At 51.7% G+C, this 19,986-nt stretch carries 19 protein-coding genes; 5 read left to right on the top strand and 14 right to left on the bottom strand.

Annotated features, from left to right (window positions below; translation table 11 throughout):
• The first annotated feature begins 100 nt into the window (after positions 1-100).
• Positions 101-328: a DUF1128 domain-containing protein gene (locus ACFVVF_RS25010; RefSeq protein WP_387815343.1), complete on the top strand. Its 228-nt coding sequence runs from the start codon at positions 101-103 to the stop codon at positions 326-328.
• A gap of 134 nt (positions 329-462) precedes the next feature.
• Here the strand turns inward: ACFVVF_RS25010 and ACFVVF_RS25015 are convergent, their stop codons facing one another.
• From ACFVVF_RS25015 to ACFVVF_RS25030, 4 genes are all read right to left on the bottom strand, one after another.
• Positions 463-933 (bottom strand): hypothetical protein, encoded by a 471-nt coding sequence (locus ACFVVF_RS25015; protein WP_387815344.1) that lies wholly within the window; start codon positions 931-933, stop codon positions 463-465.
• A gap of 177 nt (positions 934-1,110) precedes the next feature.
• Entirely contained in the window at positions 1,111-2,703 is a 1,593-nt protein-coding gene (locus ACFVVF_RS25020) for a UDP-glucose--hexose-1-phosphate uridylyltransferase (RefSeq protein ID WP_387815346.1), read from the bottom strand.
• 51 nt (positions 2,704-2,754) lie between these two features.
• Positions 2,755-3,744, bottom strand: a complete 990-nt coding sequence (gene galE / locus ACFVVF_RS25025) for a UDP-glucose 4-epimerase GalE (protein ID WP_387815348.1) — start codon at positions 3,742-3,744, stop codon at positions 2,755-2,757.
• A gap of 47 nt (positions 3,745-3,791) precedes the next feature.
• The gene (locus ACFVVF_RS25030) at positions 3,792-4,964 is read right to left on the bottom strand and encodes a galactokinase (protein WP_387815350.1); all 1,173 of its coding nucleotides are present in this window, start codon (positions 4,962-4,964) and stop codon (positions 3,792-3,794) included.
• A gap of 169 nt (positions 4,965-5,133) precedes the next feature.
• Between ACFVVF_RS25030 and ACFVVF_RS25035 the strand changes: the two genes are divergently transcribed.
• Positions 5,134-6,030, top strand: a complete 897-nt coding sequence (locus ACFVVF_RS25035; RefSeq protein WP_387815352.1) for an AraC family transcriptional regulator — start codon at positions 5,134-5,136, stop codon at positions 6,028-6,030.
• Between the two features lie 89 nt (positions 6,031-6,119).
• Complete coding sequence (locus tag ACFVVF_RS25040) at positions 6,120-7,361, top strand: NAD(P)/FAD-dependent oxidoreductase (protein ID WP_387815354.1); 1,242 nt, start codon at positions 6,120-6,122, stop codon at positions 7,359-7,361.
• Positions 7,362-7,426: 65 nt separating this feature from the next.
• On the opposite strand, the gene ACFVVF_RS25045 is transcribed toward ACFVVF_RS25040, so the two are convergent.
• Positions 7,427-7,957, bottom strand: coding sequence for a hypothetical protein (locus ACFVVF_RS25045; RefSeq protein WP_387815356.1), 531 nt, complete (start codon positions 7,955-7,957; stop codon positions 7,427-7,429).
• Positions 7,958-8,090: 133 nt separating this feature from the next.
• Between ACFVVF_RS25045 and ACFVVF_RS25050 the strand changes: the two genes are divergently transcribed.
• Positions 8,091-9,317 carry a magnesium transporter CorA family protein gene (locus tag ACFVVF_RS25050; RefSeq protein ID WP_387815358.1) on the top strand — a complete coding sequence of 409 codons (1,227 nt, stop codon included), beginning with the start codon at positions 8,091-8,093 and terminating at the stop codon, positions 9,315-9,317.
• Positions 9,318-9,852: 535 nt separating this feature from the next.
• Here ACFVVF_RS25050 and ACFVVF_RS25055 read toward each other — a convergent pair.
• Positions 9,853-10,824, bottom strand: a complete 972-nt coding sequence (locus tag ACFVVF_RS25055; protein ID WP_387815360.1) for a Gfo/Idh/MocA family protein — start codon at positions 10,822-10,824, stop codon at positions 9,853-9,855.
• A 184-nt stretch (positions 10,825-11,008) separates the two neighbouring features.
• Between ACFVVF_RS25055 and ACFVVF_RS25060 the strand changes: the two genes are divergently transcribed.
• The gene (locus ACFVVF_RS25060) at positions 11,009-11,842 is read left to right on the top strand and encodes a lipase family protein (protein WP_387815362.1); all 834 of its coding nucleotides are present in this window, start codon (positions 11,009-11,011) and stop codon (positions 11,840-11,842) included.
• 84 nt (positions 11,843-11,926) lie between these two features.
• Here ACFVVF_RS25060 and trhA read toward each other — a convergent pair whose 3' ends face one another.
• From trhA to efeO, 8 genes are all read right to left on the bottom strand, one after another.
• Positions 11,927-12,574, bottom strand: coding sequence for a PAQR family membrane homeostasis protein TrhA (gene trhA, locus ACFVVF_RS25065; RefSeq protein WP_387815364.1), 648 nt, complete (start codon positions 12,572-12,574; stop codon positions 11,927-11,929).
• A 70-nt stretch (positions 12,575-12,644) separates the two neighbouring features.
• Complete coding sequence (locus ACFVVF_RS25070) at positions 12,645-13,346, bottom strand: hypothetical protein (protein ID WP_387815366.1); 702 nt, start codon at positions 13,344-13,346, stop codon at positions 12,645-12,647.
• A 70-nt stretch (positions 13,347-13,416) separates the two neighbouring features.
• Complete coding sequence (locus tag ACFVVF_RS25075) at positions 13,417-14,853, bottom strand: glycosyl hydrolase (RefSeq protein ID WP_387815368.1); 1,437 nt, start codon at positions 14,851-14,853, stop codon at positions 13,417-13,419.
• A gap of 225 nt (positions 14,854-15,078) precedes the next feature.
• Positions 15,079-15,288 (bottom strand): hypothetical protein, encoded by a 210-nt coding sequence (locus ACFVVF_RS25080; RefSeq protein ID WP_387815370.1) that lies wholly within the window; start codon positions 15,286-15,288, stop codon positions 15,079-15,081.
• A gap of 89 nt (positions 15,289-15,377) precedes the next feature.
• Entirely contained in the window at positions 15,378-15,734 is a 357-nt protein-coding gene (locus tag ACFVVF_RS25085; protein ID WP_387815371.1) for a LapA family protein, read from the bottom strand.
• 106 nt (positions 15,735-15,840) lie between these two features.
• Positions 15,841-17,691, bottom strand: a complete 1,851-nt coding sequence (locus ACFVVF_RS25090; RefSeq protein ID WP_387815373.1) for an FTR1 family iron permease — start codon at positions 17,689-17,691, stop codon at positions 15,841-15,843.
• A gap of 45 nt (positions 17,692-17,736) precedes the next feature.
• Positions 17,737-19,071 carry an iron uptake transporter deferrochelatase/peroxidase subunit gene (gene efeB / locus ACFVVF_RS25095; RefSeq protein WP_387815375.1) on the bottom strand — a complete coding sequence of 445 codons (1,335 nt, stop codon included), beginning with the start codon at positions 19,069-19,071 and terminating at the stop codon, positions 17,737-17,739.
• Between the two features lie 3 nt (positions 19,072-19,074).
• Positions 19,075-19,941, bottom strand: a complete 867-nt coding sequence (efeO, locus tag ACFVVF_RS25100; protein WP_387815377.1) for an iron uptake system protein EfeO — start codon at positions 19,939-19,941, stop codon at positions 19,075-19,077.
• Positions 19,942-19,986: the final 45 nt, after the last annotated feature.

Consider the following 19,986-nt stretch of genomic DNA (forward strand, 5'->3'; position numbering starts at 1 on the left):
CAGGCATCGGGTATGGGAAATATGGTACAATGGCGGAAGCAAATCGCTGTCCAGCGGCCGTTTTGGCCGTCCGGATCATTTAGAGGGAGGACTGCATTCAATGGCAAACCTAGAACTGCAATCACAAGAAAATGTAGAATTTATGATCGAGACGATTAAGACAAAGCTTCGGATGGCAACAGGCGCGGCGATGCAAGCATCTCACTTTGGCATCGATCAATATGAAGATATTAAAGACCTTTATGAGGTTGTCGTATCCAAGGACAAGTTCAGCATCAGCGAGGTGGAAGCTCTCGTCTCTGAGCTTGGCAAACTGCGAAATAAATAAAATATAGCATCAACACACAAATTATTCCATTTACAGACATTAAATTTCAGTTTTCGACAAACTACCATGTAATTTTTTTAAAACAAAAGGAGCCGTCTCTATGAGCGGCTCCTTTGTTTGTCGCTAATGCCAGTCTATTCCTCGTCCTCGCTTGATTCAGCAGCATTTACGGCAGCCGCCGATTCGATCGAAAGCGTAATCGTAACCTGCTTTTGCTCGCCTTTCAGGAAGAACGCAAGACGCTCCAGCTTCTCTGCCAGTTCCGAACCGCTAAGAGTCGTGTTCAACTGGTAATTAAAGCGGTCCGCAGGCTGATCCTCGTGCTGCACATAAGCAGATCTGCCTCTCCAGCCGCGATCCTGCTGGGAGCCGGATTGAGCCAGCAATTGCTCTGATACCGGATAGAATTTGTCCGACTTATTGACTACACGCTCATAGATCCGCAGCTTCTTAAGCAGCATGTAATATTGCGCGGAATGCTTGAAGCTCCAGGCCTCGCGGATATCCTTCAGCGTATAATCCATCTTCCAGCGCTTCAGCTTTTCTACTTGCTCGTCCGAATCCAGCTTCAAAAAATCGTCCAACGGTATAATTTGTTCCGGCACGTAAACCCCTCCGATTGTTGTTTATAAATACACGTTATTAATCATAATTAACGCTTTGTTTTTCTTATAAAAAATACCATAATTTTTGATTCATTTCAAATTAATTTATTTACAGAATTAAAAAAAAACCGCCGCAGCATCCCGAAGGACAGCGGCGGTCTTTAGACCGCAATTTTCTTATTTGTTTTCCTGCAAACCGATTGCGTCCAGGAAGCGCCGGAATGCTGCTGCGCCCTCATCGGTACGCTTGTATACACCGGCATCCTTAAGCACGTCAAGAAACTTGGCGCCTGTCTCACGTTCAACAGCCGCTTTCGCTTCCTCTGCCGTACAAGCTGTGCCATACTGCGCTGCCAGCGATTCGATCCAGCTTGCATGGTTATGAAGCGGGTGCTCCGCATCATGCAGTCCGGCATCGATTACTGCCGCTCCCGTCAAGTAACCGGCGATTTGCTCCAGTTCGTCCTTCAGACGTCCCGGCAGCACGGCAAGACCCATCACTTCAATCAGGCCGATGTTCTCTTTCTTAACATGATGCAAGTGCTTATGCGGATGGAAAATGCCGTCCGGATGCTCATCGCTCGTCCGGTTGTTCCGAAGCACCAGATCCATCTCATAGTCGCCATTGTCGCGCAGACGGGCAATTGGCGTAATCGTGTTATGCGGCGTACGGCTGCCGTCGGCATTGTCCGTAAAGGCAAGCACTTCTGCAGCAGCGTCACTGTAGCCCCGCCATTCGTCAAGCAAACGGCAAGCGGCGCGGTGCACGTCGTCCTTCGAAGAGCCGCTCACGCGAACGACAGACATTGGCCAGCTGACGATGCCAAAAGAAACGCCAGGCAATGCCGGATCGGCAAACGTCGCTTCAATCGGCGCCTTCTCCATCGGGAATGTATGGCGTCCCGCCTGGAAATGGTCATGACTCAGAATCGAGCCGCCGACAATCGGCAGGTCCGCATTGGAGCCGATGAAGTAATGCGGCAGCTGCTCGACAAAGTCAAGCAAGCGGGCGAACGAAGCATGCGAGATCACCATCGGCTCATGCGCGCCTTTGAATACGATGCTGTGCTCGTTATAGTACACATAAGGCGAGTATTGGAAGAACCACGGCTCGCCTTGCAGTGTCAGCGGCAGTACCCGCAGGTTCTGACGTGCCGGATGGTCCGCGCGTCCCGCGTAGCCGACATTCTCCGCGCATAGCAGACATTTCGGATAATGCGCCTGAGGCATCGAGCGAAGCAGGGCAATTTCCTTCGGATCCTTCTCCGGCTTGGAAAGATTAATCGTAATTTCCAAAGCGCCATAATCGGTATCATGAAGCCAATATTTATTGCGGCGGATACGATCCATCCGAATATAGTTGGAATCGATATTCAGCTTGTAGAAAGCATCAGTGGCTGCTGCCACTCCCTTTTGCTCTGCCGTTCTGGCGAACGCGTTTGCTGTCTCGGAGGGACGCGGCATTAGCAGCCCCATAATCCGCGCGTCCAGCAAATCGCGGTAAGTCGTAATGTTATCGGTAATCAAGCCAATAGAGTGTCCGTAATCGAGCAGCGATTCCAGCAGCTCTACTGCGCTATCCAGTTGTTCTTCCGGCACTTCTCCCTCATACGGCTCCGTGAAGCCGAACAAGTCGAGCAAGGCGTTTCGCGATGCGTTAACGTCAAGCGCTTCAATCATCCCTTCGCGAAGCGCGAAGCGGACGAGCCGTTCAATGTTCAGCAAAGCGTTGTGAGCTGCACCGGCCTGTGCGTGTTGCGAGTCGGTCATGATGTGCGTTCTCCTCTCGGTATTCTGTACGCGGCTATTAACTGCGGCCTATTAGCCCTTTGCGTAGCCTTCCGGATTAGCCAGATGCCAATTCCATGCGCTGCGGATAATGTCTTCCAGGCTTGCGAACTTCGGCTCCCAGCCCAGCTCCTTGCGGGCGCGTTCCGAGGAAGCGACCAGTACAGCCGGATCGCCGGCGCGGCGCGGCTCAACTACAGCCTTGATCTCGCGGCCTGTAACGTTGCGGGAGATGTCGATAACTTCCTTCACCGAGAAGCCTTGACCGTTGCCAAGGTTATAAACCGCGCTGTCAGCTCCGCCTCTCAGGCGGTGTACAGCCAGTACATGCGCTTCAGCCAAGTCGCTGACGTGAATGTAGTCACGAATACACGAGCCGTCTGGCGTCTCGTAGTCTTCGCCAAATACGGAAATATGCGGACGCTTGCCAAGCGCAGCTTGCAGAACGATTGGCACCAAATGCGTCTCAGGGCTATGGTCTTCGCCGATTTTGCCGCCAGGATGCGCGCCTGCTGCATTGAAATAGCGCAGCGATACGTATTTCAAGCCATGCGCAACATCGAACCATTTCATCATTTTTTCCATCGCCAGCTTCGTTTCGCCGTAAGCGTTCGTTGGCAGCGTCCGGTCAAATTCGTCGATTGGCACGTTTTCCGGCTCGCCATACGTTGCAGCCGTAGAAGAGAACACGATGCGAAGCACGTTGTGCTCGATCATTTTTTCCAGCAGGCAAAGCGTGCCATACACGTTGTTGTGATAGTATTTGCCCGGCAGCGTCATGCTCTCGCCTACCAGCGAGTTCGCTGCAAAGTGAATAACGGAATCGATTTGGTTCTCTTTAAATACCGTCTCCAAAAAATCAGCATCTCTCAAATCCCCGACATACAGCTTGCCGCCAGTAACCGCATCGCGGTGTCCCTGCTGCAAATTGTCGACAACGACGATTTCCTCTCCGCGTTCCGCCAATGCGGCAACTGCGTGGGAACCGATATAACCGGCTCCGCCCGTAACCAATACTGCCATATCCGTCACTCTCCCTTGTTATTGATGAGTTGAGTCCGTGTTAAAGATTAAACCAGCTGCTCGACGCCGTTGCCGATGCTGCATACATAGAAGTCGGCCGTCAAACCAGTTGCTTCTGTATATTTGCGTCCTACTTCTTCCTTGAAACGTTCGATGCTGTCTTCATGTACAAGCGATACTGTACAGCCGCCAAAGCCCGCTCCAGTCATCCGGGAGCCAAGCACGCCCTCTACGCCGCGAGCGGCGTCTACCATCGCATCCAGCTCTGCGCCTGTTACTTCATACAGATCGCGAAGCGAATCATGGGAGCCGTTCATCAGTTGGCCGAACTGCGCCAGATCGTCAGCTTTCAGCGCTTTGATCGATTGCAGGACGCGGTCGATTTCTTCCACGACATGCTGTGCGCGGTTGCGAACGACGTCTTCTTTGATCAGGTGCTTGTTCGCATTGAATTGCTCCAGCGTAAGCTGGCCCAGCAGCGTCAGGTCCGGGAATGCCGCTTTCAGCTCTTCTACCGCTTGGTCGCATTGGCTGCGGCGCTCATTGTAAGCGGAGTCCACCAGGCCGCGGCGTTTGTTCGTATTGCCGATAACCAGCTTGTAGCTGCCCGATTGGAACGGAATCAGATCGTATTCCAGCGTATCGCACATCAGCAGAATCGCATGATCCTTCTTGCCGTTGGCAACTGCGAATTGGTCCATGATGCCGCATTTTACGCCGTTGAATTCATTTTCCGATTTTTGCGAAAGCAGAGCGATCTTCACCGTGTCAGTCGGCAGCTCTTCCAGCGTAAGCAGGGCATATGCCGTTACAACTTCGATCGAAGCGGAGGAGGACAAGCCGGCGCCATTCGGAATTTCACCGTGATAGAGCAGGTCATAGCCGTTTTTGAAGCTTACTCCGGTTTCTTGAAGCTCATGTACGATCCCCTTCGGATAGTTCATCCAATCGTCGGCTTCGTCGAAAACGATCGAATCCAGCGAAAATTGCTTGGAGGATGGAAAGTTTGTCGTTGCAAGGCCCAACTGATGGTCAGCACGTTTGCGGATAAGGAGCGTCGTTCCGAACGTCAGAGCTGCAGGGAAAACGTAGCCTCCGTTGTAGTCGGTATGCTCGCCGATCAGATTGACGCGGCCTGGTGCGTGAAATACGCTAATCGGTGTTTCATTCTCACCGTACTGCTGTATAAATTGCTGTGTCAGCGCTTGGATGTTTGCCATTATGCGATCACATTCCTTTGTTATGAGGTAGTAGATTCCACTACAGTATAGCGCAACGACGTGCGTAAACAAATGGCGGAAAATGAGTTTCACATGGATTTATGTGACTTTTATGTTAAGCCTGTTGCATGTTATTATGAAAAGAACAACACCCGTTTTCATCCATTCAATGAACAGAAGGGCTGATCATCATATGCGGCGACAAGATTTCTACACCGTAGCTTCCAATCCTGTCATGGTTCCAGAGGCTGGGACGAATGTGCTGTTTGGCGGAGAAAGCCAGACCAAGCCTGCGCATCGGCTAGGCCCCAAGGTATATGACTTTTACTTAATGCATGTTGTGCTCAGCGGCAAGGGCATATTCGAATGCGGGGGCAAACGGCATGAACTTCAGGCCGGCCATACGTTTCTGATCGAGCCTGAGCAGTTAGTCAGCTACGAATCCGATCAAGCCGACCCTTGGCGGTACCGCTGGGTCGCCTTTACCGGACCGGAAGCTCCGGGACTTGTCGCCGCCGCAGGCTTGTCCGCCGCACAGCCCATCGCGGATAATGCTGCGAACCGCCGTATTCCCGTTCTCTATAACCTTATCTTCAACAGCTTTCGGCTGGGCGGCTCTTCTGCGCCCTTGAAGGCGGCAGGCTATCTCCACTTGTTGGCTGCCGAGTACCGGGAAGCGGCTCAGCAGGCTGCAGGCAATTCCGGACCTGAAGCTGCCGATGGCAGTGAACGACTGCTGCAGCAGGTTATTCATTATTTATCGACCCAATATGCCCATCCGGTATCCATTGAGCAGATGTCCGAATCGCTTGGCTACAACCGGGCCTACCTGTCCCGCTTATTCAAACGGCATACCGGTGTTTCCCCCGTCACTTTTCTTTTGAAGCTTCGCATCGATAAAGCCAGACAAATGCTCCGGGAACGCGACGAGCTGACGATTGAACAAATTGCTGCCTCCGTCGGCTTGCAGGACTCGCTTTATTTCTCCAAGCAGTTCCGCCGTTTTTACGGCCAGTCGCCGACCTCTTACCGGGAGGCGATGCGAAGCTTGAACAAACCGCAATAGCGCCTTGAGAATGTCGTATCCGCGCCGGTACGACTGGACATAGTAAATTTATCGCTTGTCCCTATTCGTTCAAGAAGGAGCGTTCTTCCATGAAAGAATTGCATACCGGAGAATTATTTTGGCCAACGACTTTGCAGTCTGTTCAAACCTATGAGCCGCTTAGTTCGCCGCTGCAAGTTGACGTTGCCATCGTCGGCGGCGGAATGTCAGGCATTATATGCGGTCTATCGCTGGCAGAGGCAGGCATATCCGCAGCTGTGCTGGAACGCGGTACAGTCGCCGGCGGCAGCAGCTCCGCCAATACCGGCCTGCTCCAATTTTCCAATGACATTATGTTATGCGATCTAATTGATCAAATCGGCGAAGGGCCGGCTGTGCAGTTCTACCAAGCATGCGAGGAGGCGGTCGAGCGTTTCGGACAGATCTGCGGGCAGCTGCCAAGAGACGTCGGTTTCCGTAATCGCAGCAGTCTCTACTATGCCAGCTCGGAGCAGGATCTCCCCAAGCTGAAGCGGGAGTTCGAGACTTTGAAGCGGCATGGCTTCGATGTCGAGTTCTGGAGTCCTGACGATATTTCATCCCGCTTTCCGTTCCGCCGTCCAGGCGCGATCCTTACCCGGGGCGACGCCGAAATCAATCCATTTCGCTTCATACAGACGGCAGCTGAGCATGCCGTCAACGCTGGTCTTCGCATTTTTGAGCACACAGGCATTACTGATCAACGCCGTTCGACAAATTCCGGCGGGTATGTTCTAACAACTGACGGAGGACATGAAGTCAACGCAAAGCATGTTTTATTCGCTGTTGGCTACGAGCCTGAAGAGCTGAGGGGCCGACTGGTGAAAGCGGAGCTGAACCGGTCATTTGCCGCAGTAACCCGGATACAATCCAGATCGCAGCTAGCTCAATTATGGCCGGAGCGGCATATGATCTGGGAAACAGCACGACCCTACCTCTACTTGCGGACTACCGTCGATGACCGGATCGTCATCGGCGGTCTGGACGAGCATACCGAGCATCCAATTGAAGGCGAGAAGGCGCGGCATCAACGCATCCGGCAGCTCCAAGATAAGCTGCATGCGCTGTTTCCGCAGCTCGACTCCGCATTCGAATATGAATGGAGCGCTACCTTCGGCGAGTCCTGTGATAACCTGCCGTTCATCGGCGAAGACCCAAGCATGCCAGGGGTTTATTACAGTCTTGGCTATGGCGGCAATGGCTCGGTATACAGCATCATCGCTTCGCAAATTATACGGGACAGCATTCTCGGTAAGCTTCATCCCATTGCCCCGATCGTAGCCCTGGACAGGCCGTCCCTGTTGAGAATCTAACGTTAAGCAGCATCGCATAAAAAGCCATTGCGTCCGCAATGGCTTCTCTTTGTACCATCGCCCCGCTAGGAGCCCGGTATGATCCGGTGTGCTTCATATTGGCGAAACACCGATTCGGCTACGCCCAGCCGGGACAAATCCGGGCCGCCGTCCTTATCGAGCAGCGACTTGCTCTCATCTGTCTCGACGATTACGATAATTTGCCCATTCTCCAAAGCGTTGCGGCAAAAATCGGATTCCTTCGTATCGAGGCCGCTTGCCATCAAGGCTTGCGTCACACCGGCATCGTCTCCTGTAAAAGCAGCTCCAAATATGCCGTTCCAGCCCGCCGTGCCGCTAATTCCGCTGCCTGCCAATATGCCGGGAGCGGCAAAGGTCATTCCTGCGCGATCATACGGAGATGTATTCTCTCTCGTCTCTGCAAGCTCTCTGATCTCGTCGACATGCATATCGCTCTCCGCTTCAATTCTGCGTGAGTGTGTAGCATCCTTAGCGTAAATTTTCAGCTCGCCGGTCTCAAACCCGGCATGCTGCAAAGCGGCAATCGTATCGATCACCTGCCGTTGTGTATCGAATGAGGCAATCTTTTTGGCCATCCTAATTCCTCCTGACTGAGTGAAGCTTTGCTTATTCCCAATTAGCTATTCCCAATCTCTAGTTGGATCACTCAAATCATGTGCAATTCAAGATAGGCATTCATGCAGGTTGTGCATCAAAGCGGTTCGAGTTATGATGGAAGGAAGTGTAATGGAAATCGGACAAGCAGGGGGCAAATCGATGATTCATCGGGTGCTTCAATATCCCGCTAAGTGGGAGTGGCATGTGCTGCAGCAGGAACGGCTGCAGGCGGTATCGGCAGACGGGCTGCCAAGCCGTAAATTCAAGAAAAATAATTCTCCGCCAGCCGGTGGAGAATCCGATATAAGGTTATCGCAGGAGATGGAAGATCAGGATTATAAGCTGGCGCAGATCAAAGCCGCGCTTCCTGAATGCACAGCCTGGCTGGAGGAATGCAGGGATAGAAGAACCAATCAGGTCATCGTCTCTGAATCGCTTGAATGCGGCCCCTTTATTTATGGTACCGTCATGTTCCAAGCATCGGAGCAGCATAGCGATACGATCCCGTTTCATTTCTGGCTGTCGCAGAACAAGCTGGTCACGCTGCATGATGATCTGCGTCTCATGATCCGGCTTCAGAAGGATACCGTTGTTGCGCGGCTGGAGGGCTGTTCTTCAGCTCCTGAAGCTCTCTTCGTCATGGTAAGCGTCGTGCTGGCTCCTTTCCACGGCGGTCTGGATGAATTCGAATACCGGCTTGGCCAGCTGGAGAGCACGATGCGCAGCTCCAACCGGACGGGCTTGATGGACGTCATTTTTGAGCGCCGCTATGATCTGCTGCACTGGAGCCATTTATTTCTTCCGATCCGCGAGCTTCATGGCGCAGCCAAAGAAGCTTTCATGGAGCTCTTGATTGAAAATGACAACTTCCAACGTGTGACGCACCGGCTGGACCGGATTGAAAATTTGCTAAAGCATTATGCGTTCGAGATTGATACGCTAATTTCGATGGATGGCTCCATCTCCAGCTTCCGCGGCAATGATATTATGAAGACGTTAACCATCTTCACCGTATTGTTCACGCCCGCATCGGTTCTCGCTGCGATTTGGGGCACAAACTTCACCCGGCTGCCGTTTGATGAGCATAAATGGGGCTTCGCGCTGCTCTGCGGCGTCGTGTTCGCTGTCACCGTGCTTATCTATATCTGGCTATGGCGCAAAGGCTGGACCGGGGATTTGCTTACCGGCCGGAAGCCAAATGACAAGCATATTATGGGACAAGCGGAGAGTATGAAAATCAGCGAAATCTTCGGCATCAAGCAGCCGCAAGAAAGCAGCGCAGATCACAATGATTCGTCGCCGCTTCCGAAGCGCCGAAGCCGCTCCTCCTCGAAATAAAAAAAGAGCTGAACCTGCGGTTCAATGTCATTAAGTAAGCTCTCCTAATGACATTGAACGGGGTCATCGTCATTAGGTTAAGAAGTTCTCCTTGTGACATTGACCCTCGCGGGTTCAGCTCTTTTTTGTTGTAAAGTGAGCGTTCTAGGCGAGCTAACTCGCCTCAACTATGAAACAAAATGCAAAAGTGCATTTTGATGAGCGCCAAAAGCGCTAGAAAGGCCTTCAAAATGTAAAAGTACATTTGAAAACCTTCAAATTAAGCCAATTGGGGCATTTTAGGCGAATCAACCTGCACTTTTGCATTTTGATGCGGTAAATCGGCGAAAAAACGGCTGACAACATGTACTTTTACATTTTGAATTGTACCGGCCTGCCATAAGTTTGACATGCACAGGGGAATTCCCAGTGACACTAGAGAGAGTTGAAAAATACCAGCAGATTACAAAAATAAGAGCTGTACCCTTGGTTCAATGTCATTATGTTAAGTTTATCCTAATGACATTGAACCTCTCGGGTACAGCTCAGCTTACCTTTATAGTTTAACCGGCAAGCCTGTCTCTGCCGATTGATTCGCCGCTATCGTCACGCGATGCGTAAGCCATGCATCAGCATAGGACGAACGAATACGGCTCGTGTCGCCCGTTCGAACGGCGTGAATGAACGCTTCATTTTCCGCTTGATAAGGGTCGTTGCGGTTCAAGTATTCCGTCTTCGTATTTGAACGCAAATCCTTCAAGCCGCCGTCACTTCCCAGCTCCAGCACGCCTTGGTCCGTATAAATATGCAGACCGGCACGATCGCCGCCTTGAATGCCGCATGTATTGCTAATCGTCGCTACTGCTCCGCTAGCAAGCTTCAGCGTAACGGTTCCCACATCGGGAACGGTAACCCCGTCCTCTTTGCTTGCCATAATGCGATTTCCGTAAGCCGCGTAGACTTCTGTCACTTCACCCAGCAGATAACGGAGCGCATCGACGATATGAGTCGTCTGCTCGACGAACTGCCCGCCGGAGCCTTCCATCTTCCTCCACCAGTATACGCCCGGCATCGAGCCCATCCAGTAACCAAGTGCCATTAAAGCTGTTCTTTCCTGGAGCAGCTCTCTTGCCCGCTCCGTTCCCTCCATATAGCGGAAGTGATAGCCTGTCGACGTAATGAGACCACTACGCTCAACAGCTTGCGCTATCTTTGCCGGCGTCTCGCCATCCAGTCCGATCGGCTTTTCCACCAAGAAAGGAATCCCTCTCTCAACCAGTGCCAATTCCGTCTCGCCGTGCGCGAAAGGAGGCACGCAAATATATACCGCATCCAGCTTGCGGTCATCCAGCATTTCCGCTATCGAATCATACCCTCTGGCATCGTTAAAAGGCTGTGCTGCCGCCTCTGCTTTCTCCTTGCTCGTCCCGCAGAAAGCGGATACATAAATATCGTCCATTTTTGACAGCTTCTCTGCATGCATGCGGCCAAACCAGCCTGTCCCAACCATCCCAACTCGAAGAGTCATTTGTGTGCGATCTCCTTCCAGATTATAAAAAATGACATTCGCTGTTCAACGTCATTATAACCGCAACCCTTCCGCTCCGCATCAATTAATTGAAGCGGCCGCCTGCCACAGCGAGCAGTTGGTACCAAGTTGCCCACCTCTTCATACAATACAACATCAGCTTGCGCAGGAGAGCGGAGGGTTCATGATGGCTACTCGAACGAAAACCCAGCAGCCCACACGGCAGCGGCAGCAACCGCAAAATCTGGATATGCGGACCGCTTTGTTTCTAGCCGCCATTTGCGGACAAACATACGTACAATTCGATAATAGCGACAGCCTGTTCATCGTTCCTCGAAATTACAGCCTGGTGGGCTCCTTTGCCGGACAGGTATATGATTATGCGGAGGAAAAGTTCGGCTATGTGCTCCAATCCGACAGATCCTCGGTGCTGGCCTTCCGGGGTTCCGGGTCCGCCGTTGATTGGGTAGCCGACTTCATCGCTCAGCAAACGCCCTATACACCCGTTAAAAATTGCGGCCAAGTGCATAAAGGCTTCACCGATATTTATACCGCCATCCGTCCGCAAATGCTCGCTTTAATCAAGCAGCTGCCACCCGACAAGCCCCTATTCATAACGGGCCATAGCTTAGGCGGTTCGCTTTCAACGCTGGCTGCGCTTGATATTGCGAATAATACGGCCATTAAAAATCCAATTGTATATACCTTCGGAGCGCCACGCGTTGGCGACATGAAATTTGTGCGCGCATACAATGCAAGAGTTGCGACCCATTGGCGTTTTCAGAACGAATATGACATTGTGCCGCATCTGCCGCCGCTTGTCTATCAATCACCTGATACCAAAAAAACGTATTATTACATGCATGTCAAAGGAGAGGTCAAGCGCTCTTTCCGCATCGGCTCGGTTTCCGGCAATCATATACTCAGCAGTTATTTCGCCGATCTGGTTCAAGAAGATCCGATATTCGCTGCTTCTTTATGCGGTGAAACGCCGGGCTGGTGCCCGATTGCGGATTGAAGAGTTGAAGGAAACGCATAAAAAAAATCCCCGCTATTTTGCGCTGCCCCAAGAGCAACACGAAAGCGAGGATTACAAAACAAGTTATCCATTCGGCAATATATAGAGCAAAATTGCGAAGAAATGGACGATTGAGCCTCCAAGCACGAACAAGTGCCATACTGCATGATGATAGGGAAAACCGCGCCACATATAAAAGATCGTTCCGAACGTATAGAGCAAGCCTCCGGTTATGAGGAGCTGCAGTCCTCCCGGTGCCAAATGATCCGTTAACGGTTTCCACGCAAATACGATAAGCCATCCCATCGCAATGTATACGATTGTAGAGGTAAACAGAAATTTCGAAGCGAAAAAGGATTTAAACACAACACCGACTATTGCACAGCCCCAGACGATTCCGAACAGCACCCATCCTAAAGTGCCTTGGACAATATGCAGCAGAATCGGCGTATAGGTGCCCGCTATAAACACATAAATGCAAGAGTGATCGAGTGATTCGAATACCCGCTTCGCTTTCCCCTCCGGAAAGCTGTGAACGAGTGTCGATGCGGCATAGAGCAGAAGCATCGCGCTTCCGTAAATCGTAAAGCTGACAACGTGGAAGGCCGTGCCTTTCCAGGCGGCAAAGACGATGAGCAGCACCAATGCGGCTACGCTTAATGCGGCGCCGATACCGTGCGTAACAGCATTTGCGATCTCTTCCCGCTTCGTGTAGGTATGGGTATTGGCCATACGTTTAACAACCCCTTCGTTCCCGAATCCAGCAAACCCAGTAAAGCTCTGCTGTCTTCAGTGTAACGAATCAGCCCCAGCCTTTCAACCAGACACGCACCCGGTCGATTGTTTTATCAAGGTTGCATACCGCATCCTGATCGATAAAGGGCTGCTGGTGGCGGAAATAATGGGCATGCCCGCCGATTAGCGGAATGCCTTCCACTTTAACAGGCGCATGCTTCATCCGGTTCCAGCGGGGAACCGCTCCGCCCCGTTCCGCTTGCCAGCCTCCCCAGCTGCCGATCCGGCTTATCGGATCATTCAATTTGCCCTCTGCATCGACGGAGTGAAAGTAGCTGACGCGATCCCTCAGATCTGGCTGTATCGCAATGCGCGGTGATCCAACTTGCACAATCCGCATATTGCGGGCCAGGCGCTGGTTATGCAGCATTCTGCCCGCTTGATAAGCGGCGATCCCCCCTCCGCTATGTCCAATAAGGAGCGTAGGCTCATCCTCGTCCCGCAGCGTTTCCATAATTTTGCGGAATGCCGCTTTCGCCCCTACCCGGCCAATTCCTATTCGATTGCTGAGGTCGCTTCCAACTTCTACGATTTGCCGGTACAAATTACGGCTTGCATCTCCGTACGGATGCAAAATATGAATAAACGGCTCCAATCCGTCAGAACGGAACAGCCGGTCAAGTTTATCTCTGCATTCATTAAATGCTGTCTGAGTTGTGGCAACACCGGCAAGCAAATAGATGCTAATCGAAGATTTGGTCGCCGTCATCGTAATCCCTCCGTCATGTATCATTATGTGAAAGTTGATGTATGTACATTATGCGAGGGTAAGAGCGTATTCATTCCCGTATGTTGATGTTAGTTCCGTTCACTTTTACCTTATAGCCCAGCGATTTGACGGTTGAGAGCAAGGGAAGCGCGTTCAGCTTCCTGTTAATTGGAACAGTGCCGTCCATTTTATAGCCGCTCCATATTTTATGGTGCATGACATCAACCTGTGCTGTTTTCAACGTATCCGAACCGGATATCCAACGGGTCAATACTGCCTGTTCGCCATCAGGTCCTATAGGATAAAGCTGAACGTTCAGCAGCTTCGTAAACAGCGTTTCATCAGCATAAAGCACGCCATCTTGGCGGAAAATAAAGCCGCGGTACGTAAACGTTTCGCTGATCGTTCTGCCATTATCCTTCGGACTTGATTGATTGCTGCTCAAATAATGATCATTGTCGATCACGCTTCTGTAAGCCTCCAGCAATTCATCGTCCGCCGTTATCGCATAATTGTTCACCCGGCGGGATTCATTATATTCCGTCAGATTGTTTACATCGAAGTAGTAAACCGCCTTAATTCGCGGATACAGCTCGGGCAGTGATTCGTACAGTCTTCTTATTTTGCCCGCTGCAAAATCGAGATCAGTTATACCATCAACGGTGGTAAAATGGGTCGCCCCATACTCCGACAGCTGTATCGGCTTTCTCCGGCTGAACCGGTTATATACGTAATCAAGCAGCATAAGCGGGTCTTCATAATGTGCTTCCTGCCTGGCATTTCCGTTGTGATACTTTACATTATACACGTTCAAACCGACCCAATCGACATAGGCATCCCCGGGATAAAAGCTTTCGATCGGCAGCTCGGGCACATTTAATACCGTCCATACCATCGCTACTTGAGGAGCTTCTGCCTCCAACACATCATGAACCATCCGCCACACCCCTATATAGCGTTCTGCATCGCCGCTGTACGCAGTCCACGTGCCGTTCATTTCCGAGGCGAATCTTAGAAAAATAGCAACATCAGCGTCATTTGCCGCTTTGGCAAAGGCATGCAAATATTCATCATCCTTGACGGTATCGAGTCCGCTATTTGGTTCCCAAGCGATATGGGGAAACGCTCCTTCTTTCTTCACCTGCTCCACCCACTCTGCAGGAAAAGGCTCGCCATAGCCGACATACTTGAAGTAACTCGCATGCTTTTTCTCTGTTATACGATTGAATTCCGCCATGCTGTAGCCGATTTCACGATCTTGCAATACATAGGCGCCTAAATAGGCTCCGTCCTGCGGCTCAGCCTTTGCCAATGTATAGTTATAGCCTTTGGAGGTGAATCGAACCGTCCAAGGCTGACCCTCTTCTGCCTCTTCTGCCTCTTCTGCCTCTTCTGCCTCTTCTGCCTCTGCTGCCTCTGCTGCTTCTTCAGCCGCCTCCTGCATGGCCGTGGCCGGATTAACCCATTCCTTGTAGTTAACCGGAGTAACACCTTGCTGAACAAGCAAAAAAACAGTAACCGCTCCAAGACATATAAGCTTCTGCCCCTTGCGTGAAAAGCGCACGATACCGCCATCCTCCCGTCTCATTCGTCATCTGGTAATCAGCATGAGGCATTTAATGGCGGAATATACCTTCGATTCGGAGGCGTGGATAGACGCTAAATAAAATAAGACCTCCAATCCGAATAAAACGGATTTGAAGGTCTTCGATTTCGATACTGGCACACAGGGCTACACGCCCATTTTTTTACGCTGATTGTTTACTTTTTTCGTGTTTTGACTTCTCATTTCTTGCATATTAGTCGATTGGTGCTGCTTGCCAGGCTGGTTTCCTTGGCCTTGCTTCTTTTGCGCCAGCATCTGTTTGGCTTTCTCAGCCTGCGTGAGCTGCTTTTTCGGCTGCTCAACAGCTTCATTTTGATTTTGTTCATTAGCGGACATACGATCACCTCGCTTTTATTCACAAGCCTTACTGACTTACTACCCAAGCATATCAAGCCTTTAAACAAACGGCAAGGTCGAATGTTGCATTATTCAGCCGAGCCGCTTGCGTGCGTGGACGCTTTGGAGGAGGCAGCCTCCGTCTCTTTCTCCGATACAGGATGCGCTGATGCGCCTGCAATTCCATCCTCCGATGGCGGAGCCAGCTCGGCAAGACGCTTCTCGAGCGAACGGACAGTGCGCTGGAGACGGAATTGGCGGATAATGCCGAATGAACCGACGATTAGCCCTCCGAATAGCGTAGAAGCCAATATAACGAGAATAAGCGGAATTTGCGTTTTCGTAAACATGAAATTAACTTGCACCGCGTCAACGTTAATGACCGCAAACCAGGCGATGACAAAAGCAAACGCCAAGGCGGCAATCAGAAAGTTCTGACCTTTCATCGGATTCCCCTACTTTCTATGCCATATGCTTTTGTCTCATTTTACCACATTCGGTCGAAAAAAAGGATGCTTGGCTGACGCTGCCAAGCATCCTTTTGAAAACAAACTATTCCGTTGCCGGCTTTTGTACGCCCGCTGTTTTCCCAAGCTGCACCCATAAGATTCTTCCAATAATAAAAAGAAGGAAGATAAGCTGCGGCAATGCCGTTTCCCATGTCGGGTATGCGCCCAGAAAACGAATGCTAGGCAAGTACTCCGATGAATGGGCAGGCAGCCAAGCCGCCACCTGCAGCGAGTGAATACTTTCACCGAGAAAACGGATGACCAAGTAATAAATTAACGCCGAGGCGGCCATGAAGAACGGCCGGATCGGCAGCTTCGTGCTGAAGCGGATAATGGCAAAGCCTAGCGCCAGCAGCACAATAAAGGTGACGGCAATCCCGATAATCATATCCGACACTGCAATGGATGAGGACATGCCCACATAGAAGATTGTGGTCTCTGCCCCTTCCCGTAAAATAGCGAGGCCTGATACGATGAACAGCGACCATAAGCTGCCTCGCGCAATAGCGCTGCCCATTTTCCCGTCAATATAGCTGTTCCACGCCCGCATATTCGACTTGTTATGCAGCCAGTTGCCGACCGTCAGCATGAGCAGGACGGAAGCGAGGCCTGTAATGCCCTCCATCGCTTCTCTAGCGCTGCCGGCAGTTGCCTCGGCAATGACCGTCGTAAGTACAATCGCCAATACGACACTGAGTGCTAGCCCCGTCCATACGCCTGACCATACCCAGACACTTTTGGCTTGATTGCCTGTACGTTTCAGGTAAGCAAGCAAGGCAGCCAGAACGAGAATAGCCTCCAGCCCTTCTCGGAACAAAATCATGCCGGCATCCCATGCCGTATATTTCTGGTCCGACACTAAAGGCGCCAGCAGCTCGCGCATTGAGGCAACGACCGCTTCCGCCTTGTCCGGAGCGGGAGGGCTGGCAAGCAAGTACTTCGATACGTCAGTCATCTTGATCTCAATTTTGCTGTAAATGTCGGCTCCCCGCACTTGAACCTGACCTTCAACCGCCGGCCATGTAGAAATGAATGCGTTCATCTGCCCGTTTGCTTCCTCCAAATGAGAGGATGCTATATCTTTGGATACTTTGTCGAGTATCGCAATTAAATCGGCAATCGTCAGCTTGCTTGTGGCTGCTTCATCATTCTGCACATTCAGCTTGCCATCCTTATAATCCCGAACAATGGCAATGAACGACGCAATTTCCGTCTCTGCCTGCCCCGCACGCGGCGGCTCTGCCTGCAGCGCAATCCGGATCATGCTCATCGCGGTCTCCAGCTTGCCGTAAACCGTCGTATTATCGGTCCGGATCGCTTGCTCGATCGGCGGCCAGCTATCATTAATAAGCTTATACGCGGCATTTGCCTTGCTCCAGTCGCCTGCTTGAATATCAGCCAGCAGCTGCTCAGCAGTCGGGAGCAGACCTGCTGCCGCTTCCTTGCCATCCACAGCAGCTGTCCCCGGAGCCGAAGCTGCTGTGCTTTTCACATAGCTATTAATCGCCTTAGTCAACGCAGATAGAGCTTCCTTTGCTTCCTTCGGCTGTTCAGAAGCTGCCTTCAATGCCTTGTCGGCATGAGCAAACGCTGACTCTACGTCAGCTGACAGGCTCGTTGACTTCACCGCCAGCTGCTTCCACAACGTATTTGCATCCGCCACATGTCCAGCGGCAGCACTCCAGTCGCTTTGGCCGGCAGAAGCCAGCGCTCCCCCCACGAGCGGCAGAAGATCATTGAGATCTCCTGAGGCCGAATCAGAGCTAACAGCGGCGTTGGCGTTAACGGCTCCCTCATGGGGAAGAACAGCTGAAAATGCTGAGAATAATAATACGAGCAGCAGACTGAAAGCTGCCAGCTTACGCGGCAATAGCCTCTTTATATGTGCAACCATAGATGTGGCCGCCCCTTCCTTATGAGAACAATAGAGCACTAAACATTAAAACAACGTTTCGCCAATGTAGCCGCCCGGCTGAACGCCAGGAAAACAAGCAAACATCGCGCTTCCGGTATGAACGATATATTCGTTCAGACGATCACTTTGTCCAAGCTTCTGCTGCATCGGAATGAACTGCTTGCGCGGATCACGATTAAAGCAGACGAACATCAAGCCCGCGTCCAATTGTCCAGTCCGATGATCCATGCCGCTTGAATACGAATAGCCTCTGCGTAAAATTTCAATGGAGCCGTCCCCTCGCGCAAGTGCCATATGGGAATTGACCGGGATAACCGGTTTTCCGTCTCCGCCGGTTTTTTTCAAATCAACGGCCTCAAATTCCTTGCTGCCTCCAAGCGGAGCTCCGCTCTCACGGTGACGCCCGAAGGTGGCCTCCTGATCGCCAAGCGTCGAACGGTCCCATACTTCGACCCGAATGCGGATACGTCGCGCAACCATATAGGTTCCGCCTGCCATCCACGGCGTCCCGTCAGCCTGCTGCGCCCATACGATATCGTTCATTTTCGCCGCATCTTTCACATCCGGGTTGCCCGTTCCGTCCTTGAATCCCATTAAATTGCGCGGAGTCGCGCCAGCAGGATCGGCTTTCCCCGTCCGTTGAAAGCCCTCTTGCGTCCACTTCAGCACCGCTTTGCCGCGGGCAATTCTGGCTAAGCTGCGAATCGCATGAAATGCGACCTGCATATCATCGGCATTCACTTGAACCCCGATATCGCCGCCGGTCCATTGCTCTTGAAGCTCATCGCCTCCAAAAGCAGGCATATCAACCAAAGCGGCTGGCCGTTTAGCGGATAATCCGAAGCGCTCATCGAAAAAGGATGCACCAACGCCAAAAGTAATGGTCGTTCGCGATGGCGACAAGCCCGCCGCTTCTCCTGTGTCAGAAGGCGGAAGATTGGGATGATCATTGCTCTCGCCTAGCAATTGTCCTTTCGCCAGCGCATCTGACGCTTTCGTCCACGCTTGAAACAGCTTGCGGACATCCTCTTTGCTGGAAACGGTCAGATCAAACGCCGCAAACAATAGAAAATCTGGAGCAGGCGTAACGATGCCCGCCTGATGCTCGCCATAAAATCCGATCGTATCCGCTTCTTTGGCTGCTTCAGCGGATTTCACTGTCGCTGCAGCGGTCCGGTTAAAGACGCCCATAATGCCGCCAACGCCAGCGGCGCCAAGCAATAGCCCGGCGCCCCCAGTTCCCGCAAGCCGCAGCATATCTCTGCGGCTAAGCGGTTTCTCCAGCACGCTGTCTCCAGACGGTGAAGAGGTTTGATTCAGTTCTTGTTGTTTGTTCCGCTCTTTACCGTTGCCGTTCATCGCTTATGCCCCCAGAATGGTGCCCATCTGCGACAACGGCTCGGCAAGCGCGTCCAGCAGTTGGCTCAGCTTTTTCGTATCTTCCTGCTTCAAATCCAGATAGGAGACATATCCATCCCCGCTCTTGTAGGTTGCCAGTGCCTCTTCAAGATTTTTGAAGCTGGTGCCGATTTCCGCTTCCAGCTCGGCGTTTTGCTTGCCCAGCTCGGTCTGGAGCAATTCATATATTTTTTTCGCACCCTCAACATTCGCTGCGAAATCATACAGATCGGTATGGGAATAGCGTTCTTCCTCACCTGTAACCTTCGAAGAGGAGACCTCGTTCAACAGCTCCACAGCCCCTGTAACGAGCAGGCTTGGCTCTACCTCTACCGTTTCCATCAGCGCACGAAGCAGCTTAGCGTCCTGGAGAAGCGTGTCGGCATAACCGTCCATGCCTTCTGTCGTTTTGCTCTCCCACAACGCTTTCTCAATGCGGTGGAAACCGCGCCAGTCCTTCTCTTCCACATCGTTCTCACGTGCATCAATATTCGGATCGAAGTCGCCCAGCGCTTCGGCAATCGGCTCGATTCTCTCGAAATACATCCGTGTAGGCGCATAGAGCTTTTTCGCGCCTTCCAGATCCCCGGACTTGACTGCTTTCACAAATTTCTCTGTTTCAATAACGAAGGAATCCGCTTGTTCCACAGCGAATTGCCGGTATTGCTCCGTAATTTCATCCCAGTTCTCTACTTTGGGCGCATCTTGGCCGCTTTCTTCAACTACAGCCGGCTGTTCGTTTTTCGCCGGTTCCGCAGCTTCCTTGTTCGAACCGCAGCCCGCAAATATTAACGCGCTGGCAAGCATCATTGCTATAAATTTGAACTTCATCCCGATATCCCCTTAGCCTGTATAAAAAGTTTATTTTAGCACTAA

Origin of the sequence: Paenibacillus sp. NPDC058174, assembly GCF_042883865.1 — a bacterium.
Lineage (GTDB): Bacteria > Bacillota > Bacilli > Paenibacillales > Paenibacillaceae > Pristimantibacillus.